Consider the following 23,736-nt stretch of genomic DNA (forward strand, 5'->3'; position numbering starts at 1 on the left):
AAAGACCAGGTCAGCGTAGAGGTAAAATGTGACACTTTGTGTGAAATGATGTGACATTTTGTTGATTTATGTGGTTTTTGCTTGAGCGGTATCAGGATGTGGATATACTTAGTTGCACTAGAAAGCGAGGTATGAAGATGACAGACAGACAAACAGGGATCCTGGAATTAGTAGAATTACACCGCTCAATGTCGGTATCAGCACTCTCCAGACAGTTTGCGGTTTCTGAAGAAACTATCCGGCGTGATATTAAGCTGCTGGAGTCTGCCGGTCGGGTGGAAAAAATTCACGGCGGCGTGCGATTACCGGCTACGCAGCTAGAACCTCCTTACTGGCAGCGTGTGAATCGCAGTGGCAAAGTTAAAAAAATAATTGGCCTTAAAGCGGCGGACATGGTGGAAAAAGGCATGACCATTTTCATCGATAGTGGTACCACCAGTTTATGGCTGGCAAAGGCCCTCACCACCACGAAAAACTTAACCGTGATCACCAATTCACTGGAGGTGGCGGGAGAAATCGCCGGTAAACCCAACTGTAAGCTTGTTGTTGTGGGCGGTGTCATTGATATGGATTACCGAGCGGCGTTCGGCATAGAAGCCATCATGCAGGCTCAGCGCTACGTTCCCGACTTGCTATTTCTCTCTGCCGGCGGCATTTGTGCAAACCACGGATGGATGGATTTCAATAGCGATGAAGCGGATTTTAAACGCGCACTGCTGTTGCTGGCAAAGCACAGTGTTGTGATCGCAGACTCCAGTAAATTTGATAGCGCTGGCACTGTGCAGTTTGCGTCGCTGGCGCAAATCGATACGTTGGTTTGTGAGCAAATGCCGGGGGATTCACTAAAAAGTGCACTGAATGAGGCCAATGTAACCCTTATCCAAGCAGATAATTGACGCGTTGCATAAATTGTTCATATTCGGCCGCTAACATGGCGCTCACAATTCGTTATCGAGTATCTCAACCATGTTATTGCAAAGCCTGAAGCGCTTAGACAAGGAACGTTTGCTTTTCATCATCAGTGCATCTCTAGCTGCCTTTTCAACTTACTTCTGTATGTATGCCTTTCGAAAGCCCTTTGCTGTAGCCAGCTATGAACAGGCTGAAGGCATACTCGGACTCGACTTCAAAAGTGCACTCATCATTGCACAGGTTTTGGGCTACGCCCTGTCAAAATTTATTGGTATCAAAGTCATTGCTGAAATGACGGCAGCAAACCGTAGTCGAGCCATTCTCATGCTAGTCATGACCTCGCAAATTGCGTTAGTTGCTTTTGCCCTGTTACCTCATAACGGCAAACTGGTGGCGCTGTTTTTTAACGGTTTGCCGCTGGGGATGATTTGGGGGCTGGTATTTAGCTTTCTGGAAGGGCGACGAACCACCGAAATCCTTGCTGCTATTTTGTCTGTGAGCTTTATTGTTTCTTCCGGGATTGTAAAATCGGTGGGGTTATATCTCATGCTATACATGGATGTGAGTGAGTACTGGATGCCGGCCGCAACTGGCGCCTTGTTTACGCTGCCACTTTTTCTGTCAGTACGCTGGCTCGCGGCTACGCCGCCACCGTCAACACAAGATATTATAGTACGGCGCGCCCGCGAGCCTATGAATCGCAACGATCGGGTGCTATTCATTGGCCGTTACTTCAGCGGACTGTTATGCCTCACCATTGCTTATATGTTGCTGTCTTCCCTACGGGATTTCAGTGATAACTTTGCTGCCGAAATCTGGCAACATTTAGGGTATGGTGATGCCCCCGGCATTTTTGCCCTATCTTCAGTATATGTTTCCGTTGTGGTTCTGGCGCTGTTGGGCGCAGTGATGTGGATAAAAAACCATTTTCGTGCGTTGATGGTTAATCATTTTATCGTTGTCGTCGGGTTCGCGGGAATGGGTATAAGCTCGCTACTGTTTCAATTGAACGCGATCTCAGGTCTTAGCTGGATGATTTCCCTCACAAGCTGCATCTATCTGGCTTATGTACCGTTTAACTGCATTATCTTTGAGCGTCTGGTGTCTCTCGTTACTGTACGTGCTAACGCCGGGTTTCTGATCTACATAGCTGATGCTGCTGGCTACGCTGGCGGTGTAGCCATACTGCTATTTAAAAGCAGCTTTGACGGAGATATGAGCTGGATGGGCTTTCTCATTGATAGCAGCTATTTTGTATCGGTATCTGGAATGATGCTAGTTGCTGTGGCAGCCGCATATTTTCGCCGTCAGTTTATTCGCTCGTCGCGATCAGCCCAGCAAGAATTACCACAACTTTCTTAAACTGAATATGAGAGGCAAGCAGTCGTAACGCCACAACGTAGTGGGTAAAAACATTTAAATAATTAGACGCGCCCCTGGGTTATTTTTAATAGCTCAGCCGCCGCTTGGGCATCTGATAATGCGCGGTGATGCTGCTCCATTGCTATATCAAAATGATGGGTTAAAGCAGCCAATGAATAGGACGACAAGCCCGGAAAATGTTTGCGACTTTCTCGTACCGTACATAGCTTTGGACGACGATAGCTTTGTTCAAGGCGCGAAAATTCCTGTCGAACAAAGCCATAATCAAAATTCACATTATGGGCTACGAAAACACAATCTTGGGTAAACCTATCGATGGCATCAGCTACCTGTTCAAATACAGGCGCATCAGCCACCATAGCATTAGTGATGCCGGTTAAACGGGTAATCGCCCCCGGGATTGCTCGCTGTGGATTAATCAGCGATTGCCACTTATCTACCACTTCACCATTGACTAATTTCACCATGCCTATTTCAGTGATACGGTGATATTGGTTATTTCCCCCGGTGGTTTCAATATCCACAACCACATAAGGCTGATTGGGATCCCGATACCAATTAACCTGAGTTATCTGCACATCAAACCCTGCTTGTCGAAGCTTTTGAATGGTCACTAACTGGTTACGTCTTAATTGGTCGCCCGGCGCCTTTATTTCCTCAAAGCGCAGCAGCCCTTTTTCTAGCACTAAGATATCCGGAAAGCCATCTTTTAATTGCGCAAAATCCTCAGCCATGGCCCGTAAAATGGTCGTAATCTGGCTATAGCTTGCGTAGGTAAATAGCGCTTTTATTGGCTCCATAATTTCCGGGCTCCATAAAAACAAGCTATTGCCCTGACCATAATAGCGGGTCGCATTACTGACCACGTATTGATCCATGGCTTTGTTATCACCATAGGTGTTAAATAACCCCTCTATGTCGCTGGCAAACGTGGCATAAAAGCAATTGTCTTGTAAGCTTTTAGGCCTCTGGTCGAATTCTGTGACTAAACTGTCTTTTTCATAAAGAAGAGGCCAAAATACCAACCCGAATAAACTACGCCAAAGCCGATTTTCAGTGCGCCATGCAGCGGCGCCATGTCGCTTATACCAACCAATCACCCCTTGCTCCACCGACTGGTTCTGACTTTCGTCTAAATCAAGCTTTCGGGTAGCGCTACGCAGCATATCCGTTACCGTGCTGGTGCGTTTTTTATGGAATTTACGTAAATAAAAGTCTTCGGCAAAGGCCAACAATGTATCTGAAGCTGGGGTATCAATAATCGCCTCTAGTACCTTTTTTACCTCATCTTTTTCACCCGCTTTGTAGGCTTCTCTTAGCCATTTTTCTTTACAGTTATCTCCCGGTGCAGACTTTAAAAAGGTAAGTGCAAGTTGGCTATCAATCGCAAGCAACGCCACACCCAACTTAAAACAATATTTTTCCGCTAGGCGCTGAGCATTCGTCGACGTCACTTTAGGTTGCGTTTCTTGACCCTTAGCCACCAGCTCGCTCTCATTTAAGTAACTAAGATCGTCAATCCCCAAGCCGTAATAAAAGCCAGCCGCGGCATCGTCGGCAGAATCAAAATGGCTTTGTTCACCAGCCCCTTGTTCACGAGTACGCATCACGCCTAAATCCCGCAGTGAAAACTGATTTAAGCGACCTTTGGTGTTGCCAAAATAAACAAACAATAAAAAACGCATTACGCCATCAAAACGACAATACAAGTAATCATCAACCGGCAGCTTGGTAGGCCAACCGCTATGCTGGATACAGGTAAACAAGGTATTGAGTAGTGAGGCTTTTTTCGCTGTTTTATTAACAGTCGCTTGGGGATATTCGGCTAAGCAGCACAAAATATCCTCTTTTAACAACATGCCAGCTAAATCACGTTTCGGCGCTTCTTTCACACTACCAAACCAACCGTCATCTGTGAGTGAGTCAAGCTGCTGTCTAGGCGAAGGGATCTCTTGATAATTAAAGTGGGTGGCATTTATCACGCCATACTTTCTGTTCGCGGCACGCGCTACAATACATTGCTTCGGTTCAGATAGGGCGCGAAAAGCGTGAATAAAAGCCCAACTGTCGTTATCCAGTAACCCACCACTACAGCCCTCAAAGAAATTAAGAAACTCGTGGAAATGATCCAAATAATATTTTTCGGGCAACACTTTACGCATGATGATCTTCAATATACTGTACACTCGAACAGTGTATATTTGTACAGACCGACCAATCAAGTTAAATTAAGAGAATCCACCTAAGGGTATTGTCCGTATTCTTAATTACCTAATGCTTATTTGGAGCCCTTATGAGCCTGACTAGAACCATGTTATTTCATTGCCCCTATTGTATGGAGCCCAACGAAATAGAAGTGGATGAAACCAGCGATATTAACGTTATGCAGGTAATCGATTGTCAGGTTTGCTGCCAACCTATTGAAATGACAGTGACTGGTGATAGCGAGAACTTAACCGTTGATGTTAAACAAGAAAATGAATAATCACCCTCGGTAGCGAGATTAAAGATCCTTAATCTACATCAATTAAATGGTGTTTGAGTTTGGCAGATGCACCAGAGTAACGTATAAATACTTCATCAAAAACCTGCCCCTTGGCAGGTTTTTTACGTTTTAACAGTTAGTGAAAAACAATCATTATCGTTTACGCTTAACAGGAGCATGCTTATGAGTAACTTTAATCGGCGAGATTTTATTAAGTTGTCAGGGACATCACTGATCGGGATGACATTGGGCGGTGTTGCGCTAAAGGCTCAAGCTCAAGAAAAACTGTCTACCGATGATCCTACAGCCAAGACCCTGAAGTACACGCCGAAGTCCGAAGTAGCGGGAGCAGAATGTGCCAACTGCATGTATATTCAAGGTGAGGCAAGTGCAACACATCGCCCCTGTGCCATCTTCCCTGGCAAATTGGTTAATGCCAATGGCTGGTGTAGCGCATGGGTAAAACGTCCAGGCTAATCAATTCCCTGTTGGGCACGTCAGTGGAGCAGCTTGTCCACTGACGTTCAGCGCCCCCTTAGGAAGCGTTATTGACGATGTTCTCCAACGACTGAATATTACTAAGCAAATCGTTCCGACTTGGATTGTCTTTATAAACCTGCCTAAGTAGCGTCAATGCTTCTGCATAACTGCGTTGATTGATGGCTATCTGCGCCCGCCCTAACACGGCTCGGGTCTTATAGTCGGGTAGGGCTTCTGCTCGAAGATAATACATTTTCGCCCGTTCATCTTTATTCTGCTGTCGCAGCAAGCCTGCAAGGGTAAGCAGCGCATCACCATTAGCCGGTGAGGTCTTTAGCGCCGAAAGTAAGTACTTTTGTGCATTGGTTATTTGCTGTTTAGCCATAGCTAAATTGGCTTTCATGACGTTTAACGCCGCCTTAGACGCACTGGAAAACGCCTCACTATGGCTATCGCTAACCTCCACAAGCACAGACAAATTTTGCCAATCTTGATTAGCTACCAACCAGTTACCAATACTCAAAATGGCATCGCTACCATCTTTACCTGATGCCAATAAACTACCGGCATGGGTTTTCAACAATGTTACCGCGCGATGTGGACTTCCTGATCGTACGTGAAGTTTGGTTAGCATTACCAAATTAGCCACGTTCTTTTCACCCAGCGACACTGCCGTTTCCAAACTGCTAATTGCGGTCACATCGTCGCCGGCTTTCATGGCGATCTGACTTCTTTGCAACCATAAACGCCGATCATCCGGTTGGGCAGCAAGCATCTCATCAGCCAAAGATCTCGCCTGAGGCAGGGCATCACTTGCAATCAGCGCAAACAAAAGGCCTTGTTTCCACTGGTTATTATCAATATCCAGCATCATGGCATTTTGATAGGCGGCAATGGCACTGCGGGGGTGTTCGAGTTGTAAGTTTAAGTAACCAAGTTGCCCATACATCTGACTATCTGTCATGCCTAAAATAAGGGCCTGCGAAAGATGTTCCCTCGCTTTTGCATAATTTTGTTCTAGCATGTAAATCATGCTCAACCCACGCTGTGCCGCAGGCATAGAAGGGCCTTTTTTTAACGCGGCGAGAAAGTGTTGCTTAGCTTGCTCGTTTTGTTTTGCACTTAAAAACACCTGCCCCATCATTTCGTGAAGCATAGGGCTTATTTGTTCTTGAGCCTTAGCAAAAGCATCAAACGCGGTTATCACCGCCGTGTAATTTTGTGCATCGAGATCTTTTTGGACCTGACTAAAAAACTCCCCCTCTTGTCGATTAACCCGCGGTCTCGCTGTGTCACCTAATGGCTGCTTTAACGTGAAAGACCAATTGGGCTCATCAAGACTTACCGTAACGCTGGCCAAGGATGATGGGCTTAAAAAAGCCACTAATACCAATAATAATCCGTAATTTTGTTTGAGTGCGTTCATATTATGCTTCTATCTCCACCGGCCAAATAAATCTGGCTTTTACCGCCTCATGGGCTTTGTGTGGGGCAGTAAACTTACTGCCTCGTACAAAGCGGTGTATTTCTTTGTTAAGTTCATGATGAGGGTTATCCAGAATGCTAATTAAGGTTACATCTCCCTTCTCATCAATTAACACATCCAGCTTTATCACCACCTTGTTAATGCCGCGGCGTTTCAACTTCTTAGGAAAGTGTATTTTTACGGGCGTCAATAACGTGGGTTTATCGTCTAATTCACCGAGTCCGTATGCCTCCCAATCAATTTCTGGGGCTTCCCATTGTGGCTGACGCATGGCCACGTTAGGCATGTCCGGCTTATCAATGTCGATGGTAGGATCAATATGCATATCAGCCATAGACACAGCGGCACCAGCACCTTCTACTTGCATATTTACATCGGCTTGCTCTGTCACTTGCTGACTTTGTGGCGGCGGAGGTGGTGGCGGTTGTAACATGGCAATGTCTAGTTTACGTACCGTTAGTTCCGGGCTGTTATCGGCTGATAACATATAGCCAAGTGCAAGCACACCTAGCGATGCCCCCATTACGGCACCGCTTAACAGAAAAGCTGAAAGCTGTTGTTTCATCATTTATTCCTACATTTTCGCAGTGGCAATATTAACGTCAACAGCACCGGCCAGTTTGGCCGCATCAATCACTTCCACCAGCAACTCTGTGGGTACCATTTTATCAACTTGCAGTACCACCGGCCGGTCTTCTTTCACCAGCAATTGCTCTACTGTGCCGCGCACCCCGGCCACCCCAATATTGGCCCCGTCGTACACCACCTCACCACTACTGGTAATGGCGATAAGAATAGACATCTGGTCAAGTTTCTGGGCAGAAATAGCTTGGGGTTTATCCACCTCAACGCCGGTTTCTTTTACAAACACCGTAGAGACAATAAAAAAGATAAGCAGAATAAACACCACATCTAACAAGGGTGACATATCGATAGTCTGCATGGGCTGGGCTTCTAACCTGCGCTGTAATCTGCTAGCCATGTGTGAGTATCTCCGATTGCGGCTGGGGCAACTGCCCTTTTACCCAGGTTAAACATAGCCAGCCGGGAATGGCCATAACGAGTCCAAGCTGAGTGGTAAATAAGGCATCGGCGATCCCTGCTGACACGATCTGACTGTCAGCTCCTTCGGTCATCATACCGGTGAAGCTGCCTTCTAACCCCATAATGGTGCCTAACAGCCCCATTAGCGGCAACGCGCCAACCAGAACAGAAGGCAACATTAAAGGGGTCGATTCTATGGATTTTTCTGCGTGTTCAAACCGCGTAAAGTACAGCATCCAAATTTGCTGAAACGCAAACCAACCAACTATCACCATCGCCCAACATAGTGGGTTACCCATAAATAGCGTCATCATTAACCTGCTCCCGCCGGATGCCCTGAGCTCATCAATCCCTCTTCGTTATTCTTGTCCTTCCTTTCTTCAGCGCCATGATTTGCTGTATCGTCATCGTCGCCACTGAGTACCAGAGCAAAATTTTCCAATTCAGTGTAATACTGTCTGGCTTTTCGGCTTAATAGCGCATTTAAAATCAGGGCCGGAATGGCAACAATTAAGCCCAATTCTGTGGTCACCAATGCTTTGGCAATACCGCCAGAGATCACCTCAGGATCGCTGGAACCAAAAGAGGTCATCATCCGAAAGGTTTCTATCATGCCGCTGACGGTGCCTAGCAAGCCTAAAAGCGGTGCAACCGCGGCGGTAACCGCCACCGCGTTTATCCATTTATCCAGCTTTTGGCGGTCTTGCTGTAACTGAACAAACAACTGATCGTCTCGCTCTCGGGTAGAGTTAGCCTGTTCTGTAATGGTTAACAAGGTCGCCTGCATGCCACTAAACTGCTCCCTCGCCGCACTGCCCGCCTGTAACAGCTTAGCGAGCATCGCTTTAGAACGTACGGGCACAACTTTAGGTAATCGAAGCAATTGCACAATTTTGACTACGCCAATAACAGTCGCAATGAAGGCAAACAGTAAAATAGGGACTACCCAAATACCGCCTTTCACCACATGTTCGATAACCCCTTCTTTGGCTGTCTCCCGGGTTAGCGCCCGCCCTAATGTAGGATCTAGCACTAGCCTATTCTGGTTATCCAACATCGTGGTAGCATACCCGCCCGGCAGCATGCCACTAGCCTGAAGACGGCCAGAAATCTGTTCTGCAATGCCTACTTCATCTTGATGTTTAAACCAGGTCACCGGCCCTATGGTAAGTGCCTGTGCGTCGGCAAGTTCACCGTTGTTTAATACGAGGGTACTAACCTTCCAATCAGGTAATGCCGAGGTACGCTGGGCCGCATCCATAATTGCCGCCATTTTATCTACCGTCGCCATTTCATTAACGTCAGTAAAGCTTGTGCCTTGCTGCTGCAAAAAACGATTAAGTAGGTTTTGTTGATAAGTTTGCTGTTCTTTCCATTCTGATAGCCGGGCTTCAAGCTTGCTCAAACTCAAGGTTTTTTCGTCTGCTAGTCGACGTGCCACGGCGGTTTTTTCCCGCAGCGCAATCACCTCGCTTTCAAGTTGGCGTAAGGTTGAAGACAAAGCCATTCGCGCTTTAACAATACGACTTTCGCTGCTATTTAATTGCTGCTTTGCCGTTTCAATTTTACTCACCATTGCCTGTTGCTGAGCCCAAGACGTCGGTGACAACATCACACCTACAACACACAATAAAACAGAGAATAATTTCATATTAAAGATCTCCACCAGCAACGCTAGCCGGCGCATTAAACGGCAAAGGTAATGTGATAAATGCAGGTTGTTGACGACGCTCAAACACCGCAAGGGCCTGATTAATGGCTTCGCCGTTGTCATTACCATCAAAATGCCACGTCCATTTACCATCTATGGCATAACCGCTACCTGCCACCGTACCGTCGCTGTTAGCAAACCACGCCAATTGACTGCCTAAATACAGCTGCTTAACAACAATATCCTTACCTTCAGGGGTAGTAAGTACTTCTTCATTAACCGTGAGTTTGGTATCGAATTGGGATAACCGAGATAACTTAGCCAGCGTCACTTGGAGAATTTTTGACGGGTTATCGCCGTCTTCACCCGCAAGGGCGCCGTCTTCTTTATCCCAGGTAATTTGAAGCGGGGGTGGCAAACTGTCGTACAAGCTGTTTACTCGAGAAACCAACGACGTTAGCGCATTGGCCACATCTTCTTGCTGACTTTCCAAGGTATTTTGTTCTGCTAGCAAGGCGTTGCGACGCGCTTCCACATCGTCTTGAGAGTCAGTACTTTTTGCCAGAATAGACTGCAACTGGGCCTTTTCTTTTTTAAGCAATGCAATACGCTGGCGAACCACAGGTTCCTGCTCTTGCCAGTCGAGTACCAGCTTTTGCTCCTGCGCTTCTATCTGTAACCATTCACGGGTTAGGTTATCAACCTCATCGGTCACATTTGCCTTTACGTAGGGTATGGTTGCCAACATCAGGAGCAACCACACGCCAGTACGACCCCAATTCATTTTCTTCATTTATGCCTTCCTTTCACTACAAAAATCCGGCGCACCACCAGCGGTGGCACGTCGGTATGCCTTATTAGAAGTGATAGGTTGCCGACAGCAACCAACTACGACCCGGCTCGTTGTATGTATTTGCACCTGCGTTTGTTTGTGTACCTTCTCGGTAGATCTCTTTATCCAAGAGGTTTTTCACTGACAGGGTGAGATCTATATTTTGATAGGTATAAACGCTGTTTAAGTTAACGATGGTGTAGGCGTCACGCGGTTCAGGGTTCTCAATCACCGCGCCACTACTACTGCTTAAATTAGGGCTATCTGTCTCACCATAATGCTGCGCGCTAGCAACCAGCTCCCAGCTTTCATTTACCTGCCATGAAAGCAGGGTGTTGACGGTGTAATCCGGCACAATAGACAGTGGCTGCCCAGTGGCTTTGTCCTTCGATTCCAGCATCACAGTGGCGTTAGTTACCCACTCTAGATTGTCAGCAACCGGTACGGTCAACGACCCTTCTAACCCTTCGACCACCGCTTTTGGGGTATTCGACCAACGAAAAACCTGCACCAAAGCATCTTCGCTGGTTCCTTGCAAGATCAAGTCGGGAGGATAATTACCTGTTATTATTTTATTTTTATAATCGTTGTGGAAGTAGGTTATGCCTGCCATGAGGCCGTTGTCGCCAGCGTAATTAATTCCAATTTCCTTGTTCACCGACGTTTCGTGCTCTAAATCAGGATTACCCAGAATATTACAGCCTCCACCTAGGCTCTGATAATCCACAGGACAGCCATTGCCGTTAGTGGTATACACATAATTGGGATTTAATTGATACAGGTTGGGGGCCTTAAAAGCGCGGCTGATACCGGCTTGCACCGTCACGTTAGGCGTGGCCTGCCAACTGGAATTAAAACTGGGAGAGACATTGGTTCCCGCTTCACTGTGATGATCAATTCGTACACCCGGCGTTACCATTATGCTGTTGGTCAGCATGATATTGTCTTCAATATATACGCCAAACAATTCTGCGCTAGAGTGTGGATTTCGATTTTCAGGATCTATGTCAGTGCCGTCAATGACCACACCGTCAGCCACATTGATGCCGCCTTGGAGGGAAGAGGGATCGTCCATTCTTTCGCCGCGGAATTCTGCACCTAGCGTCAAGGTTTGGTTTTTTCCAAACCAATCTACCGGGATGTTCCATTCTGACTTTGCAGTGACGTTACGCAAAGTAATGGTTACCCTCTCTCCTTCGTCGGTGTTGATAACTCCCTCACCACCGCCAGCTAACCCTTCACTTAAGCGGGTATTGTCTGTTTCTTCGTACTGAAGATAGGAAAAAGAATCTCCAAAATCGAACGCCCCGTAATGGGTTGCCGATAGGGTTTTACGGCGTACCACATTGGTTTCTTCACCAATGTATAACTGGGTATTGCCGTTATCTACTCCCTGAAACGCGTTATCGCCAGCGTATTCATTACCTTGCCGGCTATACGCGGCTTCCAGTTCCCAAGTGTTTATATCGTTTTGATCAAAACGAAGTAACGAGCGTAAATCGATGTTTTCTACACCTTCTGCGCCCGCGGCCACGTTACTACCTTCAACGGTATGTTCTCGGTTTAAATCTGGGGAATCCCCTTCTTGATCGTTATAATTAAGCACAGTACGGTGAGAAAGGCGTTCAGACAAAGGCCCGCTTAACACCACGTTTGCTCGGGTGTTACCGCCCTCTAATGAATTCTCAGGGATTTCCCCTTGCAGGGTAATGCTGCCTGCTGCCACATCCGGCTTTTTAGTGATGATATTAATAACACCACCTGATGCACCAGAACCATAACGAGCCGCCGCTGGGCCTCTTATCACTTCAATACTTTCAATCGCTTCAGGTGGTACCCAGTTACTATCGCCGCGGGTATTACGTTCTCCCGAGCGGCCCATTTTCACACTATTGCGAGACAGCACAGGCTTGCCATCGATAAGAATAAGGGTATTTTCTGGGCCCATGCCCCGAATGTCGATCTGACGGTTGTTACCGTACTGACCCGTACTGGAATTACCGGATAAGTTAATTCCCGGCATGGTTTTTACAAGCTCTGCAATATCGTTACTGACTGGGCGTCGTCTAAAATCCTCAGCGGTAATAATAGAGACACCTTGTGCTTGCTTTAGCTCTTGAGATGCAGCTTGAACCACGGTGATATCTAAGGTTTCCAAGCCGTTATCAGGTTGTGTTTGAGCCACAACATTGGCCGTCAAACCTGGGAACAAAGCAGAAAGCAGTACAATCTTACCTAAATCAGGCATAATTTTTCCTTGGTACTCATGTGTTTATAATTTGAAATGTGACGGTCGAAATGAATGGCGCAATGATTGCGCTCTTGTTGTGGGAGTAATTTAAACACATACCTCAATGAGAATCATTATCATTGATTATTATTTTTTTTCAATACTCTTTTTATAAAAAGTACACAACAAAACCCAAGGCAGGGAAAAATATCAGTTTAACGAGGCAGAAACGGGACGATTATATAACTCTAATAAATCAACTAATTCAAAACGGTGAATGAGTTTTTCGTAATCACCGTTATCAATCATGTTTTTCAGTTCCCGATTGAAGGTTTCCCGCAGCAGGCGGTCGGGGATCACAACATGGTAGGGATTGGCAGGAAAGAGTTGGTGGATGTTAACCGTAGTGAGGTTATCCGGATCCAACTGTATTTTAAGCATTTGAAAAATATTATAATCCATTACAATGGAATCGACACTACCTAGCAGCAGCATTTTGACTTGCCGATGGTGATCGGCCATTTCCAAGTATCCAGAATGGGTTCTCACGGCCTCAGCGTAGCGTTCACCTAAAACGTTGGATGCAGTCTGAAACCCCACCAAGGTGTAGTTATTAAGGTCTTCAATGGAATTGATAATCACATTTCTGTCGGCCAACGAAATAACCACATTTTGATAAACCACATAAACATCGCTCAACCAGCTTTCTGGTAAATTAGCTTGGTTATCAAGGGATAAGGCCGCGTCCACACTTTGAGCTTTGATAAATCGAATAGAACGCCCCATGGGCACATATAACATATTCACTTTATAACCGGCTGGTGCCAGTGCCGCTTTTATAACCTCTACCTCAAACCCAGTATCATCCTTTACAATAATATAAGGTGGTTTGTCTAACCCTGCCACAACATCAACGGTCTGCGCTGAAGCGAAACCGATACAAAGTATAAACGTGCAGATAAAACCATAAATAGAGGTCATAAAAATCCTAGTAATTAGCTCTGTAAATTTAGCACCTCTTATCTGCTTAAAAAATTAGCTTTTAGACTAATAAAGCCGCAACTAAAATGGGTTTTATTGTCGTTCACTGGTAAAGTACGCCGTTTAAAGCTGACGCATTGTCATCGACCATTTTTCTCAAGGGTTTACATGTCTTGGATACAACTGAAAATCGACTCTAATTCAGAGCAAGCAGAACAAATAGGCAATATGCTAAGTGCGAACGGCGCCCAAGCGGTGACCTTCGTAGATGCCCAAGATACGCCCATGTACGAGCCTAAGCCCGGCGAAACACTGTTATGGCCAGATACCCAAGTGGTGGGGTTATTTAATGCCGCCGACGACATGAAAAAAGTGATTCAACGGTTGGAAAAGTCGAAAATATTAGGCGTCGGTTTTAAGTACAAGTTAGATCAACTTGAGGATAAAGACTGGGAACGGGAGTGGATGGATAATTTCCACCCTATGCAATTTGGCCAACGTCTTTGGATTTGTCCAAGCTGGCGTGACGTGCCCGATCCTACAGCGGTGAATGTGATGCTTGACCCTGGATTAGCTTTCGGAACCGGCACCCATCCCACCACAGCCTTGTGCCTTAGATGGCTCGATGCCTTAGATTTAACGGGCAAAACTGTGGTGGACTTTGGTTGTGGTTCGGGTATTTTAGCGTTAGCTGCATTAAAACTTGGCGCAAAAGAAGTCATTGGTATTGATATCGATCCTCAGGCCCTTCAAGCATCAATGGAAAATGCCCGACGCAATGGAGTAGAAAACCGTCTACGGGTTTATCTGCCTGACGATCAACCCACCCTAGAAGCCGACATCGTAATGGCAAATATTCTTAGTGGCCCCCTTATCGAATTGAAATCCGTTATTACTGCATATTGTAAAAGGGGCGGAAAGCTCGTTTTATCTGGCATTTTAAAAGAACAAGTAGAAAAAATTGAAGCTGCTTATGCCCCCGCTTTCGCCTTAGACAATAGTGCGATAGAAGGCGATTGGGCTAGGGTAAGCGGAACAAGAACTCACTGAAAATATTCATAAAAATGTCAAACTGGTGACAAAAAAATGCCATTTTGCATGGCCGTTATTGGTGCAACAATTACACGGCTCACGCAAATCTTGTATTTCCTGTCAAGAGTCCAGACACAAATTTTGTGCGATTTTTAGCCTTTTCAAGGCTTGTGAAAACACGTAAACTTAGCGCCCCGTTTTGGCCTGGTGTATAAATTCTGCGCAACGGTTGATGGTAAATTATGCGAATTGGACCTCACACACTCCAGAACAATTTGATGCTCGCGCCTATGGCGGGCGTAACAGACAGGCCCTTTCGACAGTTATGTCGTCGTATGGGGGCAGGCCTGGTTGTTTCTGAAATGCTGTCGAGCAATCCAAGGGTATGGAAGTCAGTGAAATCGATGCAACGCATGGATCACACTGGTGAAGAAGGTATTCGTTCTGTACAGATCGCAGGCGCAGATCCTGAGTTAATGGCTCAGGCGGCGCAATTTAATGTAGGTAATGGTGCGCAAATCATCGATATCAACATGGGTTGCCCGGCCAAGAAGGTGAATAAGAAGTTAGCTGGCTCCGCCTTACTACAGTTTCCGGCACTTGTTGAAAGTATTGTCCGGGCCGTAGTAAACGCGGTTGATGTGCCAGTCACCCTAAAAATCAGGACAGGGTGGAATACAGAAAATCGTAACGGGGCAGAAATTGCCCGTATTGCGGAACAAAACGGCATACAGTCATTAGCGGTTCATGGTAGAACGCGGGCATGTATGTACCGGGGAAATGCTGAATATGACACAATCAAGGCCATTAAACAGGCAGTGTCTATTCCCGTCATAGCCAATGGCGATATTACCTCCCCGGAAAAAGCACGTACCGTGCTCGAGTATACCGGTGCAGACGGCATTATGATTGGCCGTGGCGCACAGGGAAATCCTTGGATTTTTAAACAAATTCAGCATTTCCTTGAAACAGGTGAGAACCTGCCTTCGCCATCGTTGTCTGAACAGCATGCGGTACTCCACGAGCACGTTAGTAATGTGCATGCCTTTTACGGCGACATTATGGGCGTGAGAATCGCGCGTAAGCACGTAGGGTGGTATCTCGCGGAGCATGACAAGGAAAATCAGTTCCGCCGAACGTTCAATGGTCTTGAGCAAGCTGATATACAGCTTGAAGCCCTTGATGACTATTTTCAATCGCTGCTAAAAAGAGATAAGCGACAGATCTCGCCGGCAGCTTAGTAATGACTAACAAAGAGCAAGAAAGTATTATGTTCGATCAAAATGTGACTTCACCTTTTACTACGACAGTAACCACTCCTTCACAAACACAGGCACAGAAACCCCTGCGTGATTCAGTAAAGCAAGCGGTTAATAAATACCTCAAGCAATTGGATAACGCGAATATCGATAATTTGTACGAACTTGTTCTGGCTGAAGTAGAAGCCCCGTTACTTGAAGAGGTAATGACTTACACTCGTGGTAACCAAACTCGTGCAGCCATCATGATGGGAATCAACCGTGGCACACTGCGCAAAAAACTGAAGCAGTACGGCATGAACTAAGATTTACGGGCTTAGCCCAGTTTAAAGAGCACCAAATGGTGCTCTTTTTGTTTCTCACGTCAACTAACGCAAAGAGCTCAACACCACTATGCAAACACCTAAACCTATCAAACGCGCCCTGCTAAGTGTGTCCGATAAAACGGGCATTGTAGATTTTGCCCAAGCACTACATAACAGCGGCGTTGAACTGCTATCCACAGGCGGTACGGCAAAATTATTAGCGCAAGCGGGTCTGCCGGTGAAAGAGGTTTCTGAACATACGGGACACCCTGAAATTATGGATGGCCGGGTAAAAACCCTTCATCCTAAGATTCACGGCGGTATTCTTGGTCGTCGTGGCCAAGATGAAGCGGTAATGGCAGAAAATCACATTGCCCCAATCGACCTTGTGGTCGTTAACCTGTATCCCTTTGCTGCCACCGTAGCGAATGAAGATTGTACTTTGGAAGATGCCATCGAAAATATTGATATCGGCGGTCCAACCATGGTGCGCGCTGCGGCCAAAAATCATAAAGATGTGACCATTGTGGTAAAAGCCGGTGATTATTCTCGCGTATTGGCCGAAATGAGCGAGAACCAAGGCTCTCTGACTTATCAAACTCGCTTCGATTTAGCCATTAAAGCATTTGAGCACACCGCGGAATACGATGGCATGATTGCGAATTATTTCGGCACCCGTGTTGATGCCGGTTGTTGTAACAACGCCTGTGAGTGCGAAGAAAGCGAATATCCACGAACTTACAATATTCAGATGACCAAGAAACAAGATTTACGCTACGGCGAAAACAGTCATCAAACTGCGGCTTTTTATGTAGAAAATGCCGTTCAAGAAGCCTCCGTGGCCACCGCAGAGCAATTACAAGGCAAAGAGTTGTCCTTTAATAATATTGCTGATACCGATGCGGCCCTTGAATGTGTAAAAGAATTTGATGAACCGGCTTGTGTCATCGTTAAACATGCCAACCCTTGTGGTGTGGCCATTGGCGACTCAATACTGACTGCCTACGATCGTGCTTTTAAGACCGATCCTACCTCTGCCTTTGGCGGCATCATTGCCTTTAACCGAGAGCTAGACGAAGCCACAGCCAAAGCCATTGTTGAACGTCAGTTTGTTGAGGTGATTATCGCTCCTGCGGTAAGTGACGAAGCGAAAGCCGTGGTTGCAGCCAAGAAAAACGTGCGCTTATTAGCCTGCGGTGACTGGCATGGACAACTTACCGAAGGTCGCGATTTTAAACGGGTTAACGGTGGTCTATTAATACAAGAGCGTGACTTCGGCATGGTAGAAGCCGAAGACTTACAAGTTGTATCTAAAGTCAAACCCACAGCAGAACAGATGCAAGATCTAATGTTTTGCTGGAAAGTGGCAAAATACGTGAAATCCAACGCCATTGTCTATGCCAAAGATAGCATGACCATTGGTGTAGGCGCAGGTCAGATGAGCCGGGTTTACTCCGCTAAAATCGCCGGTATTAAAGCCGCTGATGAAGATCTGGAAGTGGCCGGTTCAGTGATGGCCTCTGACGCCTTCTTCCCGTTTAGAGACGGCATCGATGCTGCTGCAGCGGCGGGTATTAAAGCGGTGATCCAACCCGGTGGTTCTATGCGCGATGATGAAGTCATTGCTGCCGCTGATGAACATGGTATCGCCATGGTCTTTACCGGTATGCGTCACTTCCGTCATTAAGCGGACACCTTGTTAACGGTAAAGGTTGTGGTAATAACCACAACCTTTTTGCGTTTTCTTCCTCTTCTACCTGGGTTAACCTAGTCCGACCCTATTTGGTAGTACTGGGTATAAGTGTAAGAAAACTCAAAGCACCGTTTCGATAAAAGGACCAACCATGAAAACCACAATGCGAGTGATTGCCGCCTCATTTCTTGCCGCTACCACTGCCATGACTACCGTCAATGCCAGTGCAGATGCCCTTCAAGATGCCGCAAAAAATGATCTTCGTAGTGCTGATGCAAAAGCACGCGATGAATTTCGTCACCCCCAGCAAACACTGCGATTTTTTGGCATAGAGCCCGACATGACAGTAGTGGAAATCTGGCCAGGCGGTGGCTGGTATACTGATATTCTGTACCCCTTACTTAGCGATGACGGTGAATACATCGCAGCCCACTTTTTTATTGATGAAGAATCTGGCGGATATTACAAGAAATCCCTGGCCAACTTTAAACAAAAAGCCATGGCCGGTGGCCCATACGAAGGCGTAACCATCACCACATTCCATCCACAAAAAGCATTAGACATTGCGCCACAAGGCAGTGCTGATGCGGTACTAACATTTAGAAATATTCACAACTGGTATATGGGTGGAGAACGTGACGCCGTAGTAAGCGCATTTTCGTCCTTTTATAAAGCCCTTAAGCCGGGTGGAACCTTAGGGGTTGTAGAACACCAATTACCTGAAGGTGCTGCCGATGAGGACATGAAAAGCAGCGGTTATATGAAAAAATCCTTTGTCATTGATGCCGCAAAAGCAGCAGGTTTTGAACTGGTAGCAGACAGTGCTGTCAATGCCAATCCGCTGGATACTGCTGATCACCCTCGTGGTGTATGGACCCTACCTCCTTCCCTTCGTTTAGGTGAAGAAGATCAGGACAAGTACATGGCCATCGGGGAAAGTAATCGAATGACCTTAAAATTTGTTAAACCTGAATAATGAGTAACGGAACGCTTTGATGAACGTACTAGTTATTGGCAGCGGTGGCCGTGAACACGCTTTGGCGTGGAAAGCCGCACAATCTGAAGCTGTATCAACGGTTTTTGTTGCACCGGGTAATGCCGGTACAGCCACCGAACCCAAAGTTCGTAATGTGGCCATTGGTGTCACAGATATCGAAGGCTTATTAGCCTTTGTCCAAGACAATAAGGTTGAATTAACCATAGTGGGCCCAGAAGCACCGTTAGTAGAAGGTGTGGTGGATGCATTTACTGAGGCCGGCCAAACCATTTTTGGTCCCACTCAAGCCGCCGCCCAACTGGAAGGTTCCAAAGCGTTCACCAAGGATTTTCTGGCTCGTCACCAGATCCCCACCGGAGAATACGAGAACTTTACCGATATTGAGCCGGCTATTGCTTATGTGCGAGAAAAAGGCGCCCCGATTGTGGTGAAAGCCGATGGTCTCGCGGCAGGTAAAGGCGTGATTGTTGCCATGACCTTAGAAGAAGCAGAAACCGCCATTCGCGATATGTTAGCCGGCAATGCGTTTGGTGATGCAGGCAGCCGAGTGGTAATTGAAGAATTTCTTGATGGCGAAGAAGCCTCGTTTATCGTGATGGTCGATGGCAAAAACGTGGTACCTTTTGCCACCAGCCAAGATCATAAACGGGCGGGTAATGGCGATACCGGTTTAAACACCGGTGGCATGGGGGCTTATTCACCAGCTCCTGTGGTTACGCAACAGATTCATGATCGCGTTATGCAAGAGGTAATCCTTCCCACTGTGGATGGCATGGCAGCGGAAGGTAACCCATATACGGGCTTTTTATACGCTGGCTTAATGATCATGGCCGACGGCACACCAAAAGTGATTGAATACAATTGCCGCTTTGGCGATCCAGAAACCCAACCCATTATGATGCGTTTACAATCGGATTTAGTGGCTTTATGCCAGTCAGCCTGTAAGGGCGAACTGGCGGGTAAAACCATTGATTTTGATGAACGCGCCGCCGTAGGTGTGGTATTGGCCGCCGGAGGCTACCCGGGCAGTTATGATAAAGGCGATGTGATCAACGGGCTGGAAAAAGCCGCCGCCGAAGACGCCAAGGTGTTTCACGCCGGCACGGCAATGCAAGACGGCGAGGTTGTCACCAGCGGTGGACGGGTGTTGTGCGCCACAGCCTTAGGCAATAATGTTACCGAAGCTCAGCAAAAAGCCTATGAACTGGTAAACACCATCAGTTGGAAAGACGTGTACTTTCGTACTGATATTGCTTATCGGGCCATCGCCAGAGAAGCAGAAGCCTAAACAAGGCAAGCAATCTAAACACCCAGGGCGCACAAAGCGCCCTTTTTTAGGTCTGGGTACAGGAAAACACAAAAAATCTTTCTTTACCTATGTAAGGTGTAATTTCCCGGTAGGTAGGTTATAAGTAAAAGTCTTATATTTTCCATTTCAGATGGGATAACCCAATGAAGTTGCACGAACCGAAGGCAACACAATGAGTAAATTATCGCTGCGGGCAAAGTCGTACCGTATTTTGCGTCCCTATTTAGAAAGCCAAGCCGGTGAGTGGCCTAGCCGCCTGTTTGATTATTCCCTTATTGTACTTATTATTGCCAATGCCATCGCCATGATGCTGGAAACGGTGCCTCACATTGTTGTTCAGTGGGGCAATGCGCTTAATATTTTTGATGCCGTCTCGGTGGCCGTTTTTACCGCAGAATATGTAACCCGAGTTTGGTGTTGCGTAGAAAAACCTGAGATTAAACACGCCGACAAATCGCTTTTTAAACAACGTGTACATTACATGCTATCGCCGATGGCCATTGTCGATCTATTGGCTATCTTGCCGTTTTATTTAGGCATGTTTATTAACCTAGATTTACGCATACTGCGTATTTTGCGTCTCACTCGGTTAATAAAATTAGGGCGATACTCCCACTCTGTGCAATTACTATGGCAGGTGTTGCGCAACGAAGCCCGTACTCTGTTTGCCGCGATGAGCGTATTGGTTATTGTTATGACCTTCGCAGCAACAGGGATATACTATTTGGAACGGGAGCTACAGCCCGAGGTGTTTGGTACCATTCCCAATGCCATGTGGTGGGCACTGGTCACTCTCACTACCCTAGGCTATGGCGATGTGATTCCGGTTACTGCCACCGGCAAGGTGTTTAGTGGTCTAGTAACTTTACTTGGCGTAACCTTATACGCGTTACCGGCCGGTATTTTATCATCCAGTTTTACAGCCCAGTTACACCTACGCAGAGAACGCTTTCGAGCGCTGGTGAATGACGCCATGGAAGATGGCTACCTAAGCGGGAATGATTATCAGCACATCGAAAAAATTCGTGAATTATTGTATCTGGATAAAGAAGAGGCCGAATTGATTGTTCAACTGCTCAAACACAGGCAGGGCGGACATTCACAGGCTAATGACGATAATTCCTCAGACTAATGACAGGGCCTGCTAGGGTATGACTTCACTTGATTCTTGGCGCAAGCCAGCTTATAACAGTACTCCAATACTACCGAACGTCGATTATGTCAGCTAAACATCCTATTATTGCTATCACCGGTTCATCGGGTGCTGGCACCACCACAACCACTAATGCAATCAGGCATATATTCAGAAATTTGAGTGTAAATGCTGCCGTTGTTGGGGGTGATAGCTTCCACCGGTTTACACGGCCTGAAATGGAAGTGGAAATCCGTAAAGCGCAGGAACAAGGCCGTCATATCAGCTACTTTGGTCCTCGGGCAAATGATTTTGAGCTTTTAGAAAGCTTATTCCGCGAATACAGTAATACCGGTACCGGACAATTTCGTCAGTACCTTCACACCTTTGACGAAGCCGTTCCCTTTAATCAAATGCCCGGCACCTTTACGCCTTGGCAAGCGCTGCCAGAAAATACCGACCTATTGTTCTACGAAGGTTTGCACGGCGGTGTTGTCACCGACGAAAACGACGTCGCCAAACACGTAGACTTACTGGTTGGCATGGTGCCCATTGTTAACTTAGAGTGGATCCAAAAAATTGTCCGTGATACCACCGACCGAGGCCATTCTCGTGAAGCGGTAATGAGTAGCATTGTGCGCGGCTTAGATGACTATTTTCAGTACATTACCCCCCAGTTTTCCCGCACGCACGTGAATTTTCAGCGCGTGCCTACGGTAGACACTTCTAACCCCTTCAGCGCCCGTGAAATTCCGACTCAAGACGAAAGCTTTGTTGTGGTGCGATTCCGTCGTGAAATGAGAAACGTAGACTACCCGTACCTATTACAAATGATAGACGGTGCGTTTATGTCTCGGGTAAATACCATTGTGGTACCCGGCGGCAAAATGGGGTTGGCCATGGAACTCATTCTCACGCCATTAATTGAAGATATCTTAGATCAGAAGCGCAGAGCAGGTAGCCAAATGGACTGGGTCGGCGAAAACTAACACTTTACAGGCCCGCTTTTGCGGGTCTTTCCCTCCGCTATCATGCAGTACTTTCACAATTTGTTATCACTACGTTTTCATCACTGTGCTGCATTATGAATATAACTCGCAATACAGGGTTTCTAACGTACGCCCCGTTTAGTTCAGCGCCCGAACTATCTATAATTGGCCTCTTTTGTTTCAGAGAATAAAACCATGCTGGATATCCTGCTCATAGGCATTGCAATACTTGCCCTAGTGGGCGTTATTTTTGAAGAAGCCCTGCATATCAACAAAGCGAAAACCACCCTTTTTCTTGGTACATTAGCTTGGATAATATTGTTTGTAGACGCTAATCGCGGGCCTGAACTTGGCGCCATTACCGAACACTTGAAAGAAAACATTACCGAAATATCCACACTCTGGCTGTTTTTGGTAGCGGCAATGACCTTTGTTGCCTATTTAAACCGTAAAGGCTTGATTGAAAATATGTTGAATATCATCATGCCAACGGAAATTAGCCTGCGAAAACTCATTTTCTTTACTGCCATATTCAGTTTTTGTTTTTCTTCTTTGGCAGACAATATCACCGCTACGCTAGTCTCCATCGCCATGGTGCTGTCTTTGGGTTTACCGTTTAATCAAACCATGCGGTTTGCCGTTTTAGTGGTGTTCGCGGTGAATTCTGGTGGCGTTTCGTTGATCACCGGTGATGTCACTACGCTGATGATTTTCCTAGATGAGAAAGTCACCATCACACAGCTTTTACTGCTTATTATTCCTTCGTTAACAGCCGTACTCTTCTTAGCCGCCATGTTAAGTATTGGCTTAAAAGGCAAGGTAAAAATTAAAAAGACACGCCATGATATGCGTCCGGTAGATTATGTCATCGCGTGTATTTTTCTTTCCACCATTATTCTTACGCTTATTGCCAATGTGCTGTTTGGCATTCCGCCTATGCTATGTTTCTTGTCTGGCATGGCCGTTATGTTCTTGGTGGCCACCTTCATGGGAGAAGAAAAATACGATGATCCCATTTTAGATTATATTCGCCTCATTGAGTTTGATACGCTGCTGTTCTTCTTAGGCGTATTGCTATTAGTGGGCATGCTCGATCATATTCATGCCTTAGGTGCACTGTTAGAAATATACAATGTATTGCCTGCAGCCGGCGCCAATTTCGTTATGGGTATGCTGTCTTCGATGATAGATAATGTGCCGTTAACTGCCGCCTTATTAAAAGCCGATATTGCCATGTCTACTGCAGAATGGATGGCCTTTACTTATGCGGTGGGCGTAGGTGGCTCGTTGCTTATTATCGGTTCTTCCGCGGGTATTGTTACCATGAGTAAGGTGAACGGCTTAACTTTTGCAAAGTATGCTAAATTTGCCGCACTCCTTTTGATGGCCTACAGCTTAGGCTTTTCTTTAGTGCTATTGATGGCAAACCTGGTCCTTAACTGACATTTTTTGTAACACTCAAGATGTGTCAGTTACATCTCTTTGCTTTTGTCTGCCCGCTGGTGTAGTTATAGTTAACTATGCGGGCAGCAAAGC

At 46.4% G+C, this 23,736-nt stretch carries 22 protein-coding genes; 13 read left to right on the forward strand and 9 right to left on the reverse strand.

Annotated elements, in window-relative coordinates; all coding sequences use genetic code 11:
* Positions 1–137 precede the first annotated feature (137 nt).
* Positions 138–896, forward strand: coding sequence for a DeoR/GlpR family DNA-binding transcription regulator (locus tag KO501_RS08625; protein WP_216029251.1), 759 nt, complete (start codon positions 138–140; stop codon positions 894–896).
* Between the two features lie 70 nt (positions 897–966).
* The gene (locus KO501_RS08630) at positions 967–2,274 is read left to right on the forward strand and encodes a DUF5690 family protein (protein WP_216029252.1); all 1,308 of its coding nucleotides are present in this window, start codon (positions 967–969) and stop codon (positions 2,272–2,274) included.
* Between the two features lie 62 nt (positions 2,275–2,336).
* On the opposite strand, the gene KO501_RS08635 is transcribed toward KO501_RS08630, so the two are convergent.
* The gene (locus tag KO501_RS08635; RefSeq protein ID WP_216029253.1) at positions 2,337–4,457 is read right to left on the reverse strand and encodes an exonuclease domain-containing protein; all 2,121 of its coding nucleotides are present in this window, start codon (positions 4,455–4,457) and stop codon (positions 2,337–2,339) included.
* Between the two features lie 131 nt (positions 4,458–4,588).
* On the opposite strand from KO501_RS08635, the gene KO501_RS08640 reads away from it, so the two are divergent.
* Entirely contained in the window at positions 4,589–4,780 is a 192-nt protein-coding gene (locus tag KO501_RS08640; protein ID WP_216029254.1) for a CPXCG motif-containing cysteine-rich protein, read from the forward strand.
* A gap of 183 nt (positions 4,781–4,963) precedes the next feature.
* Positions 4,964–5,257: a high-potential iron-sulfur protein gene (locus KO501_RS08645; protein WP_216029255.1), complete on the forward strand. Its 294-nt coding sequence runs from the start codon at positions 4,964–4,966 to the stop codon at positions 5,255–5,257.
* A gap of 58 nt (positions 5,258–5,315) precedes the next feature.
* On the opposite strand, the gene KO501_RS08650 is transcribed toward KO501_RS08645, so the two are convergent.
* The 8 genes from KO501_RS08650 to KO501_RS08685 all read right to left on the reverse strand — a co-directional run bounded on the left by KO501_RS08650 (position 5,316) and on the right by KO501_RS08685 (position 13,484).
* On the reverse strand, positions 5,316–6,686 hold the full coding sequence (locus KO501_RS08650) for a tetratricopeptide repeat protein (protein WP_216029256.1): 1,371 nt from the start codon (positions 6,684–6,686) through the stop codon (positions 5,316–5,318).
* A 1-nt stretch (position 6,687) separates the two neighbouring features.
* On the reverse strand, positions 6,688–7,314 hold the full coding sequence (locus tag KO501_RS08655; protein ID WP_252728267.1) for an energy transducer TonB: 627 nt from the start codon (positions 7,312–7,314) through the stop codon (positions 6,688–6,690).
* 6 nt (positions 7,315–7,320) lie between these two features.
* On the reverse strand, positions 7,321–7,728 hold the full coding sequence (locus KO501_RS08660; protein WP_216029257.1) for a biopolymer transporter ExbD: 408 nt from the start codon (positions 7,726–7,728) through the stop codon (positions 7,321–7,323).
* Positions 7,721–8,104, reverse strand: a complete 384-nt coding sequence (locus KO501_RS08665) for a MotA/TolQ/ExbB proton channel family protein (protein ID WP_216029258.1) — start codon at positions 8,102–8,104, stop codon at positions 7,721–7,723. The genes KO501_RS08660 and KO501_RS08665 overlap by 8 nt, the downstream gene beginning before the upstream one ends.
* Positions 8,104–9,441 carry a MotA/TolQ/ExbB proton channel family protein gene (locus KO501_RS08670; RefSeq protein WP_216029259.1) on the reverse strand — a complete coding sequence of 446 codons (1,338 nt, stop codon included), beginning with the start codon at positions 9,439–9,441 and terminating at the stop codon, positions 8,104–8,106. Before KO501_RS08670 ends, KO501_RS08665 begins: the two co-directional genes overlap by 1 nt.
* 1 nt (position 9,442) lies before the next feature.
* Complete coding sequence (locus KO501_RS08675; RefSeq protein ID WP_216029260.1) at positions 9,443–10,234, reverse strand: DUF3450 family protein; 792 nt, start codon at positions 10,232–10,234, stop codon at positions 9,443–9,445.
* A 64-nt stretch (positions 10,235–10,298) separates the two neighbouring features.
* Positions 10,299–12,521 carry a FepA family TonB-dependent siderophore receptor gene (locus KO501_RS08680; RefSeq protein ID WP_216029261.1) on the reverse strand — a complete coding sequence of 741 codons (2,223 nt, stop codon included), beginning with the start codon at positions 12,519–12,521 and terminating at the stop codon, positions 10,299–10,301.
* Between the two features lie 192 nt (positions 12,522–12,713).
* Complete coding sequence (locus KO501_RS08685; RefSeq protein ID WP_216029262.1) at positions 12,714–13,484, reverse strand: transporter substrate-binding domain-containing protein; 771 nt, start codon at positions 13,482–13,484, stop codon at positions 12,714–12,716.
* Positions 13,485–13,652: 168 nt separating this feature from the next.
* Between KO501_RS08685 and prmA the strand changes: the two genes are divergently transcribed.
* The 9 genes from prmA (at position 13,653) to nhaD (ending at position 23,643) form a co-directional block, all read left to right on the forward strand.
* Positions 13,653–14,534: a 50S ribosomal protein L11 methyltransferase gene (gene prmA / locus KO501_RS08690; RefSeq protein WP_216029263.1), complete on the forward strand. Its 882-nt coding sequence runs from the start codon at positions 13,653–13,655 to the stop codon at positions 14,532–14,534.
* Positions 14,535–14,758: 224 nt separating this feature from the next.
* Complete coding sequence (dusB, locus tag KO501_RS08695; protein ID WP_216029264.1) at positions 14,759–15,757, forward strand: tRNA dihydrouridine synthase DusB; 999 nt, start codon at positions 14,759–14,761, stop codon at positions 15,755–15,757.
* Positions 15,758–15,786: 29 nt separating this feature from the next.
* On the forward strand, positions 15,787–16,080 hold the full coding sequence (fis, locus tag KO501_RS08700) for a DNA-binding transcriptional regulator Fis (protein WP_018982332.1): 294 nt from the start codon (positions 15,787–15,789) through the stop codon (positions 16,078–16,080).
* Between the two features lie 88 nt (positions 16,081–16,168).
* Positions 16,169–17,767 (forward strand): bifunctional phosphoribosylaminoimidazolecarboxamide formyltransferase/IMP cyclohydrolase, encoded by a 1,599-nt coding sequence (purH, locus tag KO501_RS08705; RefSeq protein ID WP_216029265.1) that lies wholly within the window; start codon positions 16,169–16,171, stop codon positions 17,765–17,767.
* Between the two features lie 211 nt (positions 17,768–17,978).
* On the forward strand, positions 17,979–18,749 hold the full coding sequence (locus tag KO501_RS08710) for a methyltransferase (RefSeq protein ID WP_252728289.1): 771 nt from the start codon (positions 17,979–17,981) through the stop codon (positions 18,747–18,749).
* A gap of 19 nt (positions 18,750–18,768) precedes the next feature.
* Positions 18,769–20,058: a phosphoribosylamine--glycine ligase gene (gene purD / locus KO501_RS08715; RefSeq protein ID WP_216029266.1), complete on the forward strand. Its 1,290-nt coding sequence runs from the start codon at positions 18,769–18,771 to the stop codon at positions 20,056–20,058.
* A gap of 193 nt (positions 20,059–20,251) precedes the next feature.
* Entirely contained in the window at positions 20,252–21,211 is a 960-nt protein-coding gene (locus KO501_RS08720; protein WP_216029267.1) for an ion transporter, read from the forward strand.
* Between the two features lie 86 nt (positions 21,212–21,297).
* Entirely contained in the window at positions 21,298–22,200 is a 903-nt protein-coding gene (locus KO501_RS08725; RefSeq protein ID WP_216029268.1) for a phosphoribulokinase, read from the forward strand.
* Positions 22,201–22,395: 195 nt separating this feature from the next.
* On the forward strand, positions 22,396–23,643 hold the full coding sequence (gene nhaD / locus KO501_RS08730) for a sodium:proton antiporter NhaD (protein ID WP_216029269.1): 1,248 nt from the start codon (positions 22,396–22,398) through the stop codon (positions 23,641–23,643).
* Positions 23,644–23,736: the final 93 nt, after the last annotated feature.

The sequence above is a fragment of the Alteromonas sp. C1M14 genome (assembly GCF_018860965.1).
In the GTDB taxonomy this organism is placed as follows: Bacteria; Pseudomonadota; Gammaproteobacteria; order Enterobacterales; family Alteromonadaceae; genus Alteromonas.